At 73.6% G+C, this 16,751-nt stretch carries 13 protein-coding genes and 1 pseudogene; 8 read left to right on the forward strand and 6 right to left on the reverse strand.

Annotation, left to right across the window (positions count from 1 at the left end; genetic code table 11):
- The first annotated feature begins 110 nt into the window (after nucleotides 1–110).
- Nucleotides 111–1,127, forward strand: coding sequence for a hypothetical protein (locus AB0K80_RS03220; protein ID WP_365665275.1), 1,017 nt, complete (start codon nucleotides 111–113; stop codon nucleotides 1,125–1,127).
- A 59-nt stretch (nucleotides 1,128–1,186) separates the two neighbouring features.
- The gene (locus AB0K80_RS03225) at nucleotides 1,187–1,837 is read left to right on the forward strand and encodes a haloacid dehalogenase-like hydrolase (protein ID WP_365665277.1); all 651 of its coding nucleotides are present in this window, start codon (nucleotides 1,187–1,189) and stop codon (nucleotides 1,835–1,837) included.
- Here AB0K80_RS03225 and AB0K80_RS03230 read toward each other — a convergent pair.
- Nucleotides 1,816–2,064 carry a hypothetical protein gene (locus AB0K80_RS03230; protein ID WP_365665279.1) on the reverse strand — a complete coding sequence of 83 codons (249 nt, stop codon included), beginning with the start codon at nucleotides 2,062–2,064 and terminating at the stop codon, nucleotides 1,816–1,818. The two genes, AB0K80_RS03225 and AB0K80_RS03230, sit on opposite strands and share 22 nt — an antisense overlap.
- 164 nt (nucleotides 2,065–2,228) lie before the next feature.
- Between AB0K80_RS03230 and AB0K80_RS03235 the strand changes: the two genes are divergently transcribed.
- Nucleotides 2,229–2,612, forward strand: a complete 384-nt coding sequence (locus AB0K80_RS03235; protein WP_365665281.1) for a cold-shock protein — start codon at nucleotides 2,229–2,231, stop codon at nucleotides 2,610–2,612.
- A 22-nt stretch (nucleotides 2,613–2,634) separates the two neighbouring features.
- On the opposite strand, the gene AB0K80_RS03240 is transcribed toward AB0K80_RS03235, so the two are convergent.
- The 4 genes from AB0K80_RS03240 to AB0K80_RS03255 form a co-directional block, all read right to left on the reverse strand.
- On the reverse strand, nucleotides 2,635–3,483 hold the full coding sequence (locus AB0K80_RS03240; protein WP_365665283.1) for a 1,4-dihydroxy-6-naphthoate synthase: 849 nt from the start codon (nucleotides 3,481–3,483) through the stop codon (nucleotides 2,635–2,637).
- Nucleotides 3,473–4,237 carry a futalosine hydrolase gene (locus AB0K80_RS03245; protein WP_365665285.1) on the reverse strand — a complete coding sequence of 255 codons (765 nt, stop codon included), beginning with the start codon at nucleotides 4,235–4,237 and terminating at the stop codon, nucleotides 3,473–3,475. The genes AB0K80_RS03240 and AB0K80_RS03245 overlap by 11 nt, the downstream gene beginning before the upstream one ends.
- 7 nt (nucleotides 4,238–4,244) lie before the next feature.
- Complete coding sequence (locus AB0K80_RS03250; RefSeq protein WP_365665286.1) at nucleotides 4,245–4,715, reverse strand: hypothetical protein; 471 nt, start codon at nucleotides 4,713–4,715, stop codon at nucleotides 4,245–4,247.
- 74 nt (nucleotides 4,716–4,789) lie between these two features.
- On the reverse strand, nucleotides 4,790–6,223 hold the full coding sequence (locus tag AB0K80_RS03255; RefSeq protein WP_365665288.1) for an MFS transporter: 1,434 nt from the start codon (nucleotides 6,221–6,223) through the stop codon (nucleotides 4,790–4,792).
- Between the two features lie 319 nt (nucleotides 6,224–6,542).
- Here AB0K80_RS03255 and AB0K80_RS03260 point away from each other — a divergent pair, with 319 nt between their 5' ends.
- From AB0K80_RS03260 to AB0K80_RS03275, 4 genes are all read left to right on the forward strand, one after another.
- Nucleotides 6,543–7,469, forward strand: coding sequence for a DUF3027 domain-containing protein (locus AB0K80_RS03260; protein ID WP_365665290.1), 927 nt, complete (start codon nucleotides 6,543–6,545; stop codon nucleotides 7,467–7,469).
- 180 nt (nucleotides 7,470–7,649) lie between these two features.
- Nucleotides 7,650–10,772 carry a molecular chaperone Hsp90 gene (locus AB0K80_RS03265; protein ID WP_365665292.1) on the forward strand — a complete coding sequence of 1,041 codons (3,123 nt, stop codon included), beginning with the start codon at nucleotides 7,650–7,652 and terminating at the stop codon, nucleotides 10,770–10,772.
- Nucleotides 10,773–10,948: 176 nt separating this feature from the next.
- Nucleotides 10,949–11,797, forward strand: coding sequence for a calcium-binding protein (locus tag AB0K80_RS03270; RefSeq protein WP_365665294.1), 849 nt, complete (start codon nucleotides 10,949–10,951; stop codon nucleotides 11,795–11,797).
- A gap of 199 nt (nucleotides 11,798–11,996) precedes the next feature.
- Complete coding sequence (locus AB0K80_RS03275) at nucleotides 11,997–12,860, forward strand: hypothetical protein (RefSeq protein WP_365665295.1); 864 nt, start codon at nucleotides 11,997–11,999, stop codon at nucleotides 12,858–12,860.
- A 28-nt stretch (nucleotides 12,861–12,888) separates the two neighbouring features.
- On the opposite strand, the pseudogene AB0K80_RS03280 reads toward AB0K80_RS03275, so the two are convergent.
- Nucleotides 12,889–15,282, reverse strand: a pseudogene (locus AB0K80_RS03280) (HAD-IC family P-type ATPase); the annotation flags it as partial.
- Nucleotides 15,283–15,521: 239 nt separating this feature from the next.
- Here AB0K80_RS03280 and AB0K80_RS03285 point away from each other — a divergent pair.
- Complete coding sequence (locus AB0K80_RS03285; RefSeq protein ID WP_365665297.1) at nucleotides 15,522–16,742, forward strand: FAD-dependent oxidoreductase; 1,221 nt, start codon at nucleotides 15,522–15,524, stop codon at nucleotides 16,740–16,742.
- Nucleotides 16,743–16,751 lie beyond the last annotated feature (9 nt).

Genomic DNA, 16,751 nt, shown 5'->3' on the forward strand with positions numbered 1-16,751 from the left:
GCGCACCCCACGGGCCACCCGGCGGGCGTGGCACGCACGCCGGGCGGGCGCCGACACGCGATACCGTCGTCCGGCAGGGGTTCGAACGCGCCAACCCCCGGAGGGACTTCGTGGGGATCGAGAGCGACCAGGTCGTCTACGAGTATCTGAGCCGCGTCGGGGACGTGGCGCACCAGCGGCAGTTGTCGTCGGCCGCGCGGATGCGGCTGGTCGCGGAGCTGCGCAACGAGATCGACCGGCGCCGGGCCAGGACACCCGTGGACAGCCCCGCCGCCGTCCGCCGCATCCTGAGCCGTCTGGGCAGCCCCGACGAGGTCGTCGCCGCTGCCGCCGGGGGCGACGGAACCGGCGGCGCGTCCCCGGCCGCCGCCTCCCCCGCCGCCGTCCCCGTCCAGCGCGACGGCGAGCCGCGGGAGGCGGAGCGCACCAGGAGCGCGCGGCGCCGGATCGTGCCGCGTCCCCGCACGGGCCGCGCGGACCGCGACGCCGAGCCGCAGGCCCCCTCCACCGGGCCCGCCCCGCCGCACCTGGCGGCCGCCCACGAGCTCGGCGACGGGTCCGCGCAGCCCGACTGGTGGCGGGTGACGGACCACGGCCCCCTCGCGCTCGGCGACGACGTCCCCGGCTTCGTCGGCGGCGTCGAGATCCCGGAGCTGCTCAAACCCCCGCCGGGCAGGGACGTGCCGAGGCAGGCGGTGGCGAAGGAGGCCCCGGCCGCCGAGGAGCCCGCCGTCGAGGAGCCCGTGGCGGCGCCGGCCCCCCGGCGCCGCCTGCCCCGCCTGACCGGCGGCCGCTGGACCAACCCGCTGCTGCTGCTCGCCGCCGGGCTGCTGCTCGCGGGCGCCGTGCTCGGGAACTGGTTCGCCCTGCTGCTGGGCTGGGCCCTCGCCTACACCTCGCGCCGGCTGACCCAGGCCGAGCGGAAGTGGGCCGTCATGGGCCTGCCCTCGCTCGCGGCCACGGCGGGCCTGGTGTGGCTGTGGGGCCGTACGGAGGGCCGCTGGGGGACGCCCATCGCCGAGGGGCAGATGAACGGCGCGGTCGCCGGGACCTGGCCGTGGGTGGTGCGCGGCGCCGCCGTCGCGTCGGCGCTGTTCCTGGTGTGGCGCTCGCAGCGGCAGAGGTAGGCCGCGGCGGGTGCGCGCGGCAGGCCTGGGCGCCGCACCTCCTGGGCACAATGGCCCATATGGCCTTCACGACCTCGCCCGTGCCGACCGTCGGGTTCGACCTCGACATGACCCTGATCGACTCCCGCCCCGGCATCCGCGCCTGCTACCTGGCGCTGTCCGAGCGGACGGGGACGTACATCGACGCCGACCTGGCGGTCACCCGGCTCGGTCCGCCGCTCGCCCAGGAGCTGATCCACTGGTTCCCGGCCCACGAGGTGCCGGCCATGGCCGAGCTGTACCGCGAGATGTACCCGGCCATCGCCGTCACCGCGACCCCCGCGCTGCCCGGCGCGCACGAGGCCGTCGCCGCCGTACGGGAGGCCGGCGGGCGGGCGATCGTCGTCACCGCGAAGTACGAGCCGAACGCCAAGCTGCACCTGGCCCACCTGGGCATCGAACCCGACGCCGTCATCGGCGACCTGTGGGCCGAGCAGAAGGCGCAGGCGCTGCGCGAGTACGGGGCGGGCGTGTACGTCGGCGACCACGTGGGGGACGTGCGCGGCGCCCGGGCCGCCGGCGCGCTGTCGGTCGCGGTGGCCACCGGCCCCTGCCCGGCCGGGGAACTGCGCGCCGCCGGCGCGGACGTGGTCCTCGCCGGACTGCCGGAATTCCCCGAGTGGTTTTCCGGGCACCTCGGCGAACCGGACTACCGCCCCTCGCGCGCCTGACGCCGTCCGGCCGCGACCGAGCGCAGTACACCCGCAGCGGCGATCACGAATCCGACCGCCATGAGCATGCTCAATCCGAACATGTATGGCGGAAAGGGCGTCGTTCCCAGGAACAGCGGGGCCACCGTGACCAGCGTGGCCACGGCTCCGAGGAAGAACACGAGGGCACCGGCGCGGACCAGTCGGTCACCGGGCGCGGCGGAATTCGGTTGGGTTTTGTCACGCACCCGACCAGGGTAGTTCCCAGCGCGAAGGAACAACCGGGTGACGTCTTGTCACCGGCCTGAAGACCATTAGCCTTGGAACCGGCGGGTCCGGACGGCCCGCCCGAGTGCTATCAAGAGCCGTTTCCGTAAGCAGTTTTCCGACGAGTACGAGGACGAGGACAGACGTGCCTACCGGCAAGGTCAAGTGGTTCAACAGCGAGAAGGGCTTCGGCTTTCTCTCCCGCGACGACGGCGGTGACGTCTTCGTCCATTCCTCGGTCCTCCCCGCCGGAGTCGAGACGCTCAAGCCGGGACAGCGCGTGGAGTTCGGCGTGGTCGCCGGGCAGCGCGGCGACCAGGCGCTCTCCCTGACCCTGCTCGACCCGACTCCGTCGGTGGCCGCCGCGCAGCGCAAGAAGCCCGACGAGCTGGCCTCCATCGTCCAGGACCTCACGACGCTCCTGGAGAACATCACCCCGATGCTGGAGAAGGGCCGCTACCCCGACCGGAACTCCGGCAAGAAGATCGCGGGCCTGCTGCGCGCGGTCGCCGACCAGCTGGACGTGTAGCGGGGACCGGCGGACCGGCTGACTAGGGGAAATCCAGCGCGTGCGGGCCGAGGGGCGGGACCAGCCCCTCGGCCGCCGCGCGGGTGAGCAGGCCCCGCACGGCCGCGTAGCCGTCCTCGCCGAGGCCGGCGGTGAACTCGTTGACGTACAGCCCGATGTGCTGGTCGGCGACGGCCGGGTCCATCTCCTGGGCGTGCGCCATGACGTACGGCCGGGAGACCTCCGGGTCGTCCCAGGCCGCCCGTACGGACGCCCGGACGGAGTCGGCGAGCCGCCGCAGCGTGTCCGCGCCGAGGGACCGCTTGGCGATGATCGCGCCGAGCGGGATCGGCAGGCCGGTGGTGTGCTCCCAGTGCTCGCCCATGTCGGCGAGCTTGTGCAGGCCGTAGGTGTGGTAGGTGAAGCGCGCCTCGTGGATGACGAGGCCCGCGTCGACCTTCCCGTCGCGCACGGCCGGCATGATCTCGTGGAACGGCATCACGACGATCTCGCCGACCCCGCCGGGCACGGTGTCCGCCGCCCACAGCCGGAACAGCAGGTAGGCCGTGGAGCGCTCACCGGGCACGGCGACCGTACGGCCCGTCAGGTCCGTGCCGGGCTCCCGCGTCAGCACCAGCGGCCCGCACCCCCGGCCCAGCGCGCCCCCGCAGGGCAGCAGCGCGTACTGCTCCAGGACGTACGGCAGTACCGCGTACGACACCTTCAGCACGTCGAACTCGCCCCGCTCGGCCATGCCGTTGGTGACGTCGATGTCCGCGAACGTCACGTCCAGCGCCGGGGCGCCGGGGACGCGGCCGTGGGCCAGCGCGTCGAAGACGAAGGTGTCGTTGGGGCAGGGGGAGTAGGCGATCTTCAGCGGCTCACTGCTCATGGGGGTTCCAACTCGTCAGGACGGGTGCGAGCTTCCCGAAGGCCTCCGTCAGGGCGGCCAGGGCGTCACCGATCCGCCAGGCGGCGCGGTCGCGCGGGCCCACGGGGTTGGACACCGCGCGGATCTCCAGCACGGGCACGCCATGCGCGGCGGCGGCCTCGGCGACCCCGAAGCCCTCCATGGCCTCGGCGAGCGCTCCGGGGTGGCGGGCGCGCAGCTCGGCGGCCCGGGCGGCCGTACCGGTCACGGTGGACCCGGTGAGCACGGCCCCGACCCGCGCCCCGGTCGCGGCGGCGGCAGGCCGCACGAGGTCCTCGGGCGGCCGGTGGGTGACGGTGCCGAAGCCCAGCGCGGTGACGGGCAGGAACCCGTCGGCCGTCTCGGCCCCCAGATCGGCCGCGGTGATCTCGTCGGCGACGACGAGGGACCCGACCGGGGCGTCCGGCGCGAACCCACCGGCGATCCCCGCGGAGACGACCAGGCCGTAGGGGCGTCCCTCCAGAGCGGCGGCCGCCAGTGCGGCACCGGTGGACGCGGCGGCGAGCGCGGGCCCGACCCCGGCGGCGAGGAGGTCGTAACGGACGGCGGGCCCGGAGTGCGGGGTGCGGGGCGTCCCCTGCGGGGCGGGGGACGCGGGGGGTGTGGGGTGCAGCAGTGTCACCCCCGGGAGCCGGAGCTCGCGGTGCGGGGGTGGGAACGCCTGGGCCACCGCGTCCCGTTCCGCGGGGACGGCGGTGGCGATCAGGACGCGCATCGGCGGATCAGGCGTCGGCGTTCTCGAGCTTGAAGTTCCACACGCCCCGGAACTTCGAGCCCGCCTTGTTCTGCTCGACGACGCTGATGTACAGGTTCTTCTGCGGGGCCTGGCCCTGCTGGCTGGCGAAGAGGTCCGCGCCCTGGAAGGCGTAGTACGTCTTGTTGAACGTGTCGGTCGCCTGCTGGCCGTTGATCCACAGGGCCCAGCCCTCGTCCGCGATCTCCGGGTCGACCCCGACGCGCAGGACCTCGCCCTGCTCCACCTTGATGGTGTCCGAGGCCTTCTTCATGGCGCACTTGGTCGCCTGCTCGCGGCTGAGCTCGTCCTCGTAGCACTTGGCCTCGGCACTCACCGAGTTCTTGCCGAACGTGACGGTGGCGATCGGCGTCGGCTTCTCACAGGCAGACAGGACGAGGAGTCCGGCGGAAACGGCGCCGAGAGCGGCTACGGCGCGACGGGAACGCTGGGAGGTCATGCCCGAAGGCTATCGGGCACCCCGCGCGGTCCTCCCATGCGGGGTACGGCGTGCCCGTACCGTTACCCCGGCCGCTACGCCACCCGCGGGCGTTCCGCGCCCCCGCGCCGGGCCGAGGCGACCAGCCCCCGTACGGTGGTCAGCCAGCCCGTGCCGACGATCGCGGCGCCCACCGCGAGGCCCAGCGAGCCGATCAGCGGCAGGGCGATGCCGATCGCCCCGCCCAGCACCCACGCCATCTGCAGCAGCGTCTCGACCCGCGCGAAGGCCGACGTCCGCACCAGCTCGGGCACGTCCCGCTGGATCATCGCGTCCAGCGCCAGCTTGGCCAGCGCCTGCGCGAACCCGGCGACCGCGGCCAGACAGGCCACCAGGAACGCCCCGAAGAACACCGCCGCGGTGATCGCCGCGCCCAGCACGCACGCCGTCACCGTCACGATGATGATCTCCGGCGCCCGGGAGCGCAGCCACGCCCCGACCGCCGTACCGAGCGCGTTGCCCGCCCCCGCCGAGGCCGCCACCATGCCCAGCGACACCGCCGCGCTCTGCCCGGTCATCGGGTGCTCGCGCAGCAGGAACGCCAGGAAGAAGATCAGGAACCCGGACTGGCAGCGGATGGCGGCGTTCACGGTCAGGCCGTGCGTGACGGCCGGGCCGACCGTGCGCAGCCCGGGCCGCTTGACCGGTCTGCGGTGCGGCCCGTGCAGATGCCGCTCGTCCGCCGCGAGCAGCGCGGTGTCCTCGCCCCTGGCCGAGTCGACCTTGTGCGGCAGGGAGAAGGACAGCACCGTTCCCGCGACGAAGATGACGAACGCGCCGTACAGGGGCCAGCGCGGCCCGAGCTGGTGCAGGCCGGCGCCGACGGGTGCCGCGACCCCGGTGGCCAGCAGCCCGCCCAGGGTGACCCGGGAGTTGGCCTTCACCAGGGAGAAGCGGGGCGGCAGCAGCCGCGGCACGACCGCGCTCCTGACCACCCCGTACGCCTTGGAGGCCACCAGCACGCCGAGCGCGGCCGGATACAGCTCGATGCCCCCGGTGACGACCGCGCCCGACAGCACCAGCGCGAGCAGCGCCCGGGCCAGCATCGCCGCGGCCATCGCCGCCCGGCGGCCGTGCGGCAGACGGTCCAGCAGCGGGCCGATCACCGGCGCGAGGAGCGTGAACGGCGCCATGGTGATCGCCAGGTACAGCGCGACCCGGCCGCGCGCCTCGTCGGTCGGCACGGAGAAGAACACGGTGGAGGCGAGCGCGACGGTGATCATGACGTCGCCGGCGCCGTTCACACAGTGCAGCTCGATCAGCTTGCCCAGGCCCGACTCGCCCGCGCCGTGCGCGTGGGTCGCCTTGCGGATCCCGCGGGCCGCGCCCGTCACGGGGAGGTGCAGGGCACGGCCGATCGCACGCAGCGGACCGCCCGTCCGGCCCGGCCCGCTGCGTCGGCTGCTCCCCTTGACCCCTTTCGGCCCACCGGTCCCGGTGGCGCCCTGGGGCGTCCTCGCGGCTGCCACGACTGCATAGTGCCCCGAGAAGGCCGGGCCTAGTGCCCCCATGACTCGTATAGAGCCTGTGGGGTGACGGTTCGGGCATGCCGGCCCGGGCGGGCGGCGCGCAAACACCGCCGCGAGGCAGCGGACTGCTCCGTCGGTGTAGGCCGCGGGCACGCGAGAAGGTAGCGTGCGTATCTCAGCCATCCAGCAGAATGGATGGAGCAGGCGCGCCCGAGCACGATTCGGCGCGGACGTCGACGCGGTCCTGCGGTCCGCTCCGTCCGCCCCCGCGCTGGGAGTGGCGCACTCGTGAGACGGCGTATGGAGAGAAGCGATACCTGTGAGCGCAGCGACAACGCGAAGCCGCACCCCTGACCGTCTGTGCGCCGAGGCCGTCGACCTCGCCCGTGCCGCGGCCGAGGAGGCCGCCGCCCCCGGGGTCGTGGGCGAGCACGTCGGGCTGGTCTCCGAGGGCGACCGCGTCGTCACGCACCTCTTCGAGTGCAAGGAGCTCGGGTACCGCGGCTGGCGCTGGGCCGTGACGGTGGCCCGGGCCTCCCGCGCCAGGATCGTCACGGTGGACGAGGCGGTCCTGCTGCCCGGCCCCGACGCGCTGCTCGCCCCCGAGTGGGTGCCGTGGAGCGAGCGCCTGCGCCCCGGCGACCTGGGCCCTGGCGACCTGCTGCCCACCGACGCCGAGGACCTGCGCCTGGAGCCCGGGTACACCGGCGCGGAGGAGCCGCCGCCCAACTCCGCGGTCTCGCAGGAGATGGCCGACCTGGTGGAGGCGGAGGACGCCGAGGTCACGCAGGACTCCCCGGCTCGGCTGCCCGTCGCCCCGTCGCGCGGCTCCGTCGCGGCCGTCGCCGAGGAACTGGGCATGCGCCGTGCCCGGGTGCTGTCCCGGTACGGCCTGCACACCGCCGCCGACCGCTGGGAGGAGGCGTTCGGCCCCAAGACCCCGATGGCCCAGGCGGCCCCCGCGTCCTGCGTCAGCTGCGGCTTCCTGGTGCCTGTCGGCGGCTCCCTCGGGCAGGCCTTCGGCGTGTGCGCCAACGAGTTCTCCCCGGCCGACGGACGGGTCGTGTCGCTGGCGTACGGCTGCGGCGGCCACTCGGAGGCCGCGGTCATGCCCAAGCCCCCGCAGCCGGCTCCGCCGGTCATCGACGAGACCCGGGTGGACCCGTTCCCGCTGCGGCCGGCGTCGGACTCCGGTTCGGTACCGGTGTCCGCCGACGAGGACACCGAGGAACTGGGACACTCGTAGCGTCCCGTCGCCGGTTCCCCGCCGGCCCGTGGTGGCACCCGTTCCGGGGCTGCGCCCCCGGCGGCCCCGTGGTCCCGGCCCGGTCCTCGGAACCGGACGGCCCGGGTCGGTCGGTGAGGGGCAGGAGGGGGCGTGGCCTCGCGGTACCTTCTCCTGGTCACGCCGATGAGGAGAGTGAACGTGAGCAAGTTCGTGCGGCCCGCCGCCGAGGGTGCGGACCCGTTCGGCACGGCACGCCTGCGGCGCGGGGTGCTGGACGCCTGGGTCACCAGCCCCGCCCGGTTCCGTGAGGACGCCAACGCCGAGGAGGATCTGGTTCTCGGCGGCTACCGGGACCGGCTCGTCGTCGAACTCGCCCAGAACGCCGCCGACGCCGCCGCCCGCGCCGAGGTGCCCGGCCGGCTCCGGCTGACCCTGCGTGACGGCGTCCTGGTCGCCGCCAACACCGGCGCGCCGCTGGACGCGGCCGGTGTCGAGTCGCTGGCCACGCTGCGCGCCTCCGCCAAGCGGGACACCCCGTCCGTGGGCCGGTTCGGTGTCGGCTTCGCCGCCGTCCTGGCCGTCACCGACGAGCCCGCCGTCGTCGGCCGGCACGGCGGGGTGCGCTGGTCCCTCGCCGAGGCCCGCGAGCTCGCGGGCGACGTGGCCCGGCACAGCCCCGGCCTGGGCGACGAGATCCGCCGCCGCGACGGGCACGTGCCGCTGCTGCGGCTGCCGTTCGCCGCCGAGGGCACCGCCCCCGAGCCGTACGACACCGCCGTCATCCTGCCGCTGCGTGACGCGGCCGCCGCCGACCTCGCCGAACGGCTGCTGCGCGCCGTCGACGACGCCCTGCTGCTGGCCCTGCCCGGGCTGGCGGAGGTCGTCGTGGAGATCGGCGACGACAGCCCCCGGACCCTCGCCCGCCGCACCGACGGCCCCTTCACCGTCGTCGACGACTCCGCCCACGGCGTCACCCACTGGCGCACCGCCACGGCCCACGGCCCCCTCACGCCCGACCTGCTCGCCGACCGGCCGGTGGAGGAGCGGCTGCGGCCGTTCTGGTCGGTCACCTGGGCCGTGCCCGTCCAGGACGACGGCTCCCCGGCCCGCCCCCGCACCACGCCCGTCGTGCACGCCCCCACCCCCAGCGACGAGCCCCTCGGCGTCCCCGCCCTGCTCATCGCGTCCTTCCCGCTGGACTCCACCCGCCGGCACGCCGCGCCCGGCCCGCTGACCGATTTCGTGGTGCAGCGCGCGGCGGACGCGTACGCCGAACTCCTCGCCGGCTGGCGCCCGGTGAACGCCGGGATCATCGACCTCGTACCGGGCCCGCTCGGCAAGGGCGAACTGGACGGCGCGCTGCGCCGGGCGATCCTCGAACGCCTGCCCCGCACCTCCTTCCTGCCGCCCGCCGCCGAGCCGCGCGGCCACGACGCCGAGGACCTGCCGCAGTCCCTGCGGCCCCGGGACGCCGAGGTGGTGGAGGGCGCGGGCGCGGACACCGTGCGCGTCCTCGCCGAGGTGCTGCCCACGCTGCTGCCCGCCGGTCTGGAGCGGCGCGCGGAGCTGCGCACCCTGGGCGTCGCCCGCGTGCCCCTCACCGACGCCATCGACCGCCTGGCCGGGCTGGAGAAGGAACCGGGCTGGTGGCGGCGGCTGTACGACAGCCTTGCCGGGGTCGACCCGGACCGGCTGTCCGGCCTGCCCGTACCGCTCGCGGACGGCCGTACGACCATCGGCCCCCGCCAGGTGCTGCTGCCCACCCCGGACGCCGCCCGCATCGACCCGGAGGTGCTGGCCCGGCTCGGCCTGAAGGTCACCCACCCGGACGCCGCCCACCCTCTGCTGGAGAAGCTCGGCGCCCTGCCCGCCACCCCCCGGGCCGTCCTGACCACCCCGCAGGTACGGGCCGCCGTCGCCGCCTCCCTGGACGAGGAGGGCGGCACCACCTGGGAGGAGGACGCCCTCGACGCCGAGGAACTGGCCGACACCGTGCTCGCCCTGGTCCGGGACGCGGGCCTGGAGCCCGGCGAGGAGCCGTGGCTCGGCGCGCTCGCGCTGCCCGACGAGGAGGGGGAGCTCGCCCCCGCCTGCGAACTCGTCTACCCCGGCGGCCCCTTCGCGCAGGTCATGCGCGAGGGCGAACTGGCCGCCGTGGACGCCGACCTGGCCGGCAAGTGGGGCGAACAGCCGCTGGCCGCCTGCGGGGTGTTGGTGAGCTTCGCCCTCGTGCGCGCCACCGACGTCGTCCTCGACCCGGACGAACTCGAGCCCCGCGACGGCGACTTCCCCGAGCCCGACGACGCCGGCCTGCTGGACGCGGTGGACGTGTGGTGCGAGGACATCCTCGACCGCTTCCCCGACTCCCCGGTGCCGCCGGTCGCCACGGAGATCACCGCCGTACGCGACCTGGACCTGGTGGACGACGACAAGTGGCCCCAGGCGCTGGGGCTGTTGTCCCGGCCGCCGCTGCGGGACGCGATCGTCCAGCCGGTGCGCATCTTGCTGCCGGACGGCACCCACGAGGTCGTACGGCCCTACACGGCCTGGTGGCTGCGCGGCCACCCGGTGCTCGACGGCCGCCGCCCGGCCGGTCTGCGCGCGGCCGGCGGCGACCCGCTGCTGAAGGGCCTGTACGACGAGGCCGACGCCACCGGCTTCGACGACGAGCAGGTGCTGCGCGCCCTGGGGGTGCGGACGTCCGTCGCCGCCCTGCTCGACGAGCCGGGCGGCGCGGCCGAGCTGCTGGACCGGCTCGCCGACCCCGAGCGGGAGGTGACGGCCGCCCAACTGCACGCCCTGTACACCTTCCTGGCCGAACTGGACCCCGAGCAGGTGACCCTGCCGGACGAGCTGCGCGCGGTGGTCGACGGCCGGGTGGAGGTCGTCGACGCGGCCGACGCGGTCGTGGTCGACTCGCCCGACCTGCTGCCCTTCACCGAGGGCGTCCCGCTGCTGCCGGTCCGCCCGTCGCTCGCCGGCGACCTGGCCGAGCTGTTCCAGGTGCGGCGGCTGAGCGAGTCCGTCTCCGGCCGGGTGCACTCTGAGGGCACCGAGCACGACGTACCGGAGCCGGTACGGGTCCTGCTCGGGCCGCGGACCCCGGCCTCCTACGTCGAGCACGAGGAACTCGTCGTGGACGGCGTGGACATCGACTGGCGCCTGACCGACGACGGCGTGCTGCACGCGGCCACCCTGGAAGGCGTGGCCGCGGGGCTCGCCTGGGCTGCGGGGCAGTGGCCGCGGCGCTTCGAGGTGGCGGCGCTGCTGGAGGACCCGTCGCGGACCCAGGAGCTGGCCCGGGACCGCTGGTTCGACTGAACTCCCCCTGGTCACACCGTTCTTCGAAAAAAGTTCACGACTTCGCACAACCTTTCACACCGGTCCCGGGTCTTGTCTGTGACGTCAGCGGTCGCTGGCGTCACCGACCTGATGCGGGCACCGCGGAGGCCGTAGAGCCAGACGCGTGCCCCTTGAAACGTGGGGACACACAACACATGCGCATTCGTGCCTCTGTCGCCGTCGTGACCGGCGCTCTGGCCCTGTCCGCCCTCGCCGTCCCGGCCGCGCAGGCGGACGTGTCCGCCCCGAGCGCCGCCGCGAAGGCCGCCACGGTCACGCCGTTCGGCACCGCCGCCCCGGCGGACGACGTCACCGAGGGCGACATCAAGATCAAGAAGGTCACCGTCAACGGTGGGAAGAACATCGTCGTCGGCACCACCCAGAAGAAGACCTTCACCATCTCGGTGACGGCCACCGACCCGTCCGGCATCCACGACGGCATGGCCATGCTGTGGCACGGCCCGGACTTCGAGCACGTGGACGGCGCCATCGTGCCGGAGACGGAGGAGGGCGACTGCACCAACTCCAGCGCCACCACCGCCACCTGCAAGGTCACCGTCGTCGCCGACCCGAAGGCGAACATCTACGGCAACGTCCTGGCCGGCACTTGGAAGGTCTGGGTCGGCGCCATCGCCAAGGACGGCGACCTGATCATCCGTGAGGCCTACAAGACCGCCAAGGTCCAGCGCGCCTCCAAGCTGACGGTCAACGCCTCGCCCGAGCCGGTGAAGAAGGGCAAGACCATCACGGTCACCGGCAAGCTGACCCGCGCCAACTGGGACACCGGCAGGTACGCGGGCTACGCGGGCCAGTCCGTGAAGCTGCAGTACCGCAAGAAGGGCAGCGACACGTACACCACCCTGAAGACCATCAAGGGCGACTCGACGGGTTACCTGAAGACCACCACGACCGCCTCCGCGGACGGCTACTACCGCTTCTCCTTCGCGGGCACCACGACCACCCCGGCGGTCAACGCCACGGGTGACTTCGTCGACGTGCGGTAACAGCCCCTCCGTCGATGTCCGCACGCCGCCGGTCCCGGGTCTCTCCGGGGCCGGCGGCGTCGTTCGTCATGCGGCCGTCAAAGAACGCGTATCAGCCAGCAAAATGCGGATGGCCGAATACAACCCTTCCCGGCCGTCGCGGATCACACCCCATGAGTCAGTCAGACTCCTAGATCACTTCTCCCCCAGGGGAACGCACATGCGTATACGCGCCACCGCGGCCGCCGTCTCCATCACCGGCGTCCTGGCCCTGTCCGCCTTCGCCGTCCCGGCCGCGCAGGCCGCCGACGCCGCCTCCGGCAAGGCCGCCTTCAGTTCCGCCTCCGCCGACGCGACGTCCGGCACCACCACGACGTCGACGCTGGACGTCACCTTCTCCGACATGAAGGTGAACAACGGCAAGAACATCGCCGTCGGCACCACCAACGTGGTGAGCGTCCCGGTCACCTACACCCTGACCCACCCGGCCGACATGGACACCAGCAGCGACCACTTCGCCAGCGGTCCGCTCATCTACCGCGGCTCCTCGCCGGACACCGCGAGCAACATGCTCATCAGCGACGACCCGGCGACCTGCACCGCCACCTCCTCGACCACCATGAGCTGCAAGGGCGTCATCTACGTCCGCCCGGCCGACGGCGACCTGATGAACGCCGACGCCGGCACGTGGAACGCCGGCGCACTGGCCGTCGACGACAGCGGCGACCACACCATGCAGGGCGGCCTGGGCACCACCAAGGTCCAGCGCTACTCCAAGCTGACCGCCAACGCCGGCCCCGAGCCGGTCGTCAAGGGCAGGACCATCACCACCACCGGCAAGCTCACCCGCGCCAACTGGGAGGACAACCAGTACCACGGCTACACCAACCAGCCGGTCAAGCTGCAGTTCCGCAAGGCGGGCACCAGCACGTACACGACGATCAAGACCGTGTACTCGGACTCGTACGGCAACGTGAAGGCCACCGCCACCGCCCAGTACGACGGCTACTGGCGTCTCAGCTTCGCCGGCACCACGACGACTCCGGCGGTCAACGCGACCGGTGACTTCGTCGACGTGCAGTAGCGGCAGCGGGCCCTGAGGGCCCCTCCACCGGGAAGCGGCGGTCGACCCACCACCACGTCAGTTCCAGGGCGGCCGCCGCCACCGCCGCGATGCCGACGGCGATCCACGGCATCGTGACCCCGACCAGCTTCAGCGCGAAGAAGTCCTGCAGATCCGGCACGATCAGCACCACCAGGAACGCCCCGCCCATCGCCGCCACCAGGGCGATCCGCCACCAGGTGTAGGGGCGGGCGATGATCGCCAGGACCCACAGGGAGATCAGGAAGAGCGTGAGGGTCGCGGCGCTGGTCTCCGCGTCCAGCGCCCCCGCGCCGGTGTAGTGGGCGCGGGCGGCCAGGTAGGCGGCGAAGGTCGCCAGCGCGGCCACCACCCCGCCCGGCACCGAGTACCGCATGACCCGCCGTACGAAGTGCGGTCTCGCCCGCTCCTTGTTGGGGGCCAGGGCCAGGAAGAACGCCGGCACACCGATGGTGAGGGTGGACAGCAGCGTCAGGTGGCGGGGCAGGAAGGGGTACTCCACCTGCGCGCACACCACCAGGACGGCCAGCAGCACCGAGTACACCGTCTTGACGAGGAACAGCGTCGCGACGCGGGTGATGTTGCCGATGACGCGGCGGCCCTCGGCGACCACCGAGGGCAGCGTGGCGAAGCTGTTGTCCAGCAGCACGATCTGGGCGACCGCCCGGGTGGCCTCCGAGCCCGACCCCATGGCGACCCCGATGTCGGCGTCCTTCAGGGCCAGGACGTCGTTCACGCCGTCGCCGGTCATCGCCACCGTGTGGCCGCGCGACTGGAGCGCGCCCACCATGTCCCGCTTCTGCTGCGGGGTGACCCGGCCGAAGACCGTGCCCTCGTCGAGGGCCGCCGCCCTCTCGTCCCGGGCGGCGGGCAGCCGGCGGGCGTCCACGGTGGTGCCGGTCAGGCCGAGCTTGGCGGCGACCGCGCCGGCCGAGACGGCGTTGTCCCCGGAGACCACCTTCGTACGGACCCCCTGCTCGGCGAAGTAGCGCAGCGTCTCGGCGGCGTCCGGCCGCAGGCGCTGCTCGAGGACGACCAGGGCGGCCGGCTTCGCCCCGTCGGTGACCTCCGGGTCGTCGAGGGGGCGCCGGACGCGGGCCAGCAGCAGGACGCGCAGGCCCTGCTTGTCGAGCCGCTCGGTTTCGGCCAGGGCCGGGTCGTCGCCGGGCAGCAGCACGTCCGGCGCGCCGAGCAGCCAGGTGCTGGACGTGCCGCCGTCCTCGGTGAGGGAGGCGCCGCTGTACTTGCGGGCGGAGGAGAAGGGCAGGGCCTCGGTGCAGCGCCAGCCGTCCACGCCCGGGTAGGCGTCGACGATGGCCTGCAGGGAGCCGTTCGGGCGGGGGTCGGACGCGCCGAGCGCGCCGAGCACCTTGCGTACGTACGTCTCGTCGCTGCCGCCGAGCATGCGCAGCTCGGTGACGTCCATGCCGCCCTCGGTGAGCGTGCCGGTCTTGTCCAGGCAGACCGTGTCGACGCGGGCGAGACCCTCGATGGCGGGCAGCTCCTGGACGAGGCACTGTTTGCGGCCCAGCCGGATGACGCCGATCGCGAAGGCGACCGAGGTCAGCAGGACCAGGCCCTCCGGGACCATCGGGACGATGCCGCCGACGGTGCGGGCGACGGAGTCCTTCAGGTCGTTGTCCTTCACCACCAGCTGGCTGATGACCAGGCCGATCGCGGTCGGGACCATCATCCACGTCACGTACTTCAGGATCGTGGAGATGCCGGTGCGCAGCTCGGAGTGGACCAGGGTGAAGCGGGAGGCCTCCTCGGCGAGCTGGGCGGCGTACGCCTCGCGGCCGACCTTGGTGGCCTGGAAGGCCCCGCCGCCGGCTACGACGAAGCTGCCGGAGAGCACCTGGTCGCCGGGGCGCTTGACGACCGGGTCGGCCTCGCCGGTGAGCAGGGACTCGTCGATCTCCAGGTGGTCGGTCTCGACGCAGACGCCGTCCACGACGATCTTGTCGCCGGGCCCGATCTGGAGGACGTCGTCCAGCACGATCTCGCAGGTGCCGACCTGTTCCGCCCGGCCGTCGCGGCGGACGGTCGGCCGGGTCTCGCCGATCAGCGCCAGGGAGTCGAGGGTCTTCTTGGCCCGCCACTCCTGGACGATGCCGATGCCGGTGTTGGCGAGGATCACGAAGCCGAAGAGGCTGTCCGGGATCGAGGCGACGACCAGCATGATCAGCCAGAGCACGCCGATGATCGCGTTGAACCGGGTGAAGACGTTGGCGCGGACGATGTCGAGCGTGGAGCGGCTGCTGCGCACCGGAACGTCGTTGACCTGTCCCCGCGCGACCCGCTCCGCGACCTGCGCGGAGGTCAGCCCGGTCCCGGCCGGCACGCTCGGGGCGGGGCGCGCCGGGTGGGAGCCGACCTGGGCGTCCGCGTCGAGATGCGTCATGCCTTCGACGGTACGTGCGGATTTCGGGCTTCACCCGCCGAGTGTCCGGAAGATCCGGCCTGGGGAGGACCGACATCGTGCCGTGGTGGCAGGGCCGGGCCGCTGCGGGGGCGTCCGTCGCCGCGTGCACGTCTCCCCTCAGGAGCCCACCCTCTGGAGTGATCTGCGTCACAGACTGTCACAGCGTTTCCCCGTGCGGTGTCTCAACGGCCGACCCCTTGAGACCAATGGAGCGACTCATGAAGCACCGCATCGTCGTCCTGGGCGCCGGCTATGCCGGGGCCTACGTGGCCGGGACCCTGGCCCGCCGGCTGTCCCCGCTGGACACCGAGATCACCGTGGTCAACGCCGAGCCGGACTTCGTCCAGCGGCTGCGGCTGCACCAGCTCGCGGCCGGCAGGGAGATCGAGGCCCCACAGCTCGCCGACGTCTTCGCGGGCACGGGGATACGGCTGCGCCTGGCCCGTGTCACCGCCGTCGACCCCGAGCGCCGGGTCGTGGCCCTGACGGACGCGGACGGCGGCGGTGAACTCGGCTACGACACCCTGGTCTACGCGCTCGGCAGCCAGGCCGCCGACCGCGGGGTTCCCGGGGCGGCCACACACGCCTTCGACGTCAGCAGCCGCCCCTCGGCGCTGCGCCTGCGCGAGGCCCTGGCCCACCTGGACAGGCAGGGCGGGCGCGTGCTGGTCGTGGGCGACGGGCTGACCGGCATCGAGACCGCCACCGAGGTCGCCGAATCCCGGCCCGGCCTGTCGGTGACGCTGGTCGCCCGCGGAGAGCTGGGCGCCGCGCTCTCCGCCGGAGCCCGCAGCCACCTGCGCCAGGCCTGCGACCGGCTGGGCATCACCGTTCTGGAGCACACCACCGTCGAGGCCGTCGAAGCGACGCGGGTGCGGTGCGCGGGCGGCGCCGCCCTGGCGTCCGACGCAACGGTGTGGACGGCCGGGTTCGCGGTCGGCCCGCTCGCTGCCGCCGGCGGGCTGGAGGTCACCGAGGCCGGACGGATCGTCGTCGATCGCACCATGCGCTCGCTCTCGCACCCGGACGTCTACGCCGTCGGCGACAGCGCCCACGCCATCGGGGACAACGGCCGTCCGCTGCCGATGTCCTGCGCTTCGGCGGGCTACACCGGCCGGCAGGCCGCAGCGGCGATCGTGGGACGCCTGACAGGCCGCGAGGTCCCGACAACCAAGCTGGAGTATCACGGCAACCACATCAGTCTCGGGCAGCGGGACGGCATCCTGCAGCTGGTCGGCGACGACGCACAGGCGAAGCCGACGTACGTGGGCGGCCGCAGGGCCGCGCGGATCAAGGCCGCCATCCTCAGGATGTCGTTGTGGACCACCTCGCACCCGACCTTCGGCCTGCCCAAGCGCAAGCTGCGTCTGGCCGCGCCGGATCCGTCCGCCGGGAAGACGGTCCCGCCCCTGGAGACCGAAGCAGCCGCCCGTGGCTGAGGACGCGGC

The sequence above is a fragment of the Streptomyces sp. NPDC052682 genome, assembly GCF_040678435.1.
In the GTDB taxonomy this organism is placed as follows: Bacteria; Actinomycetota; Actinomycetes; order Streptomycetales; family Streptomycetaceae; genus Streptomyces.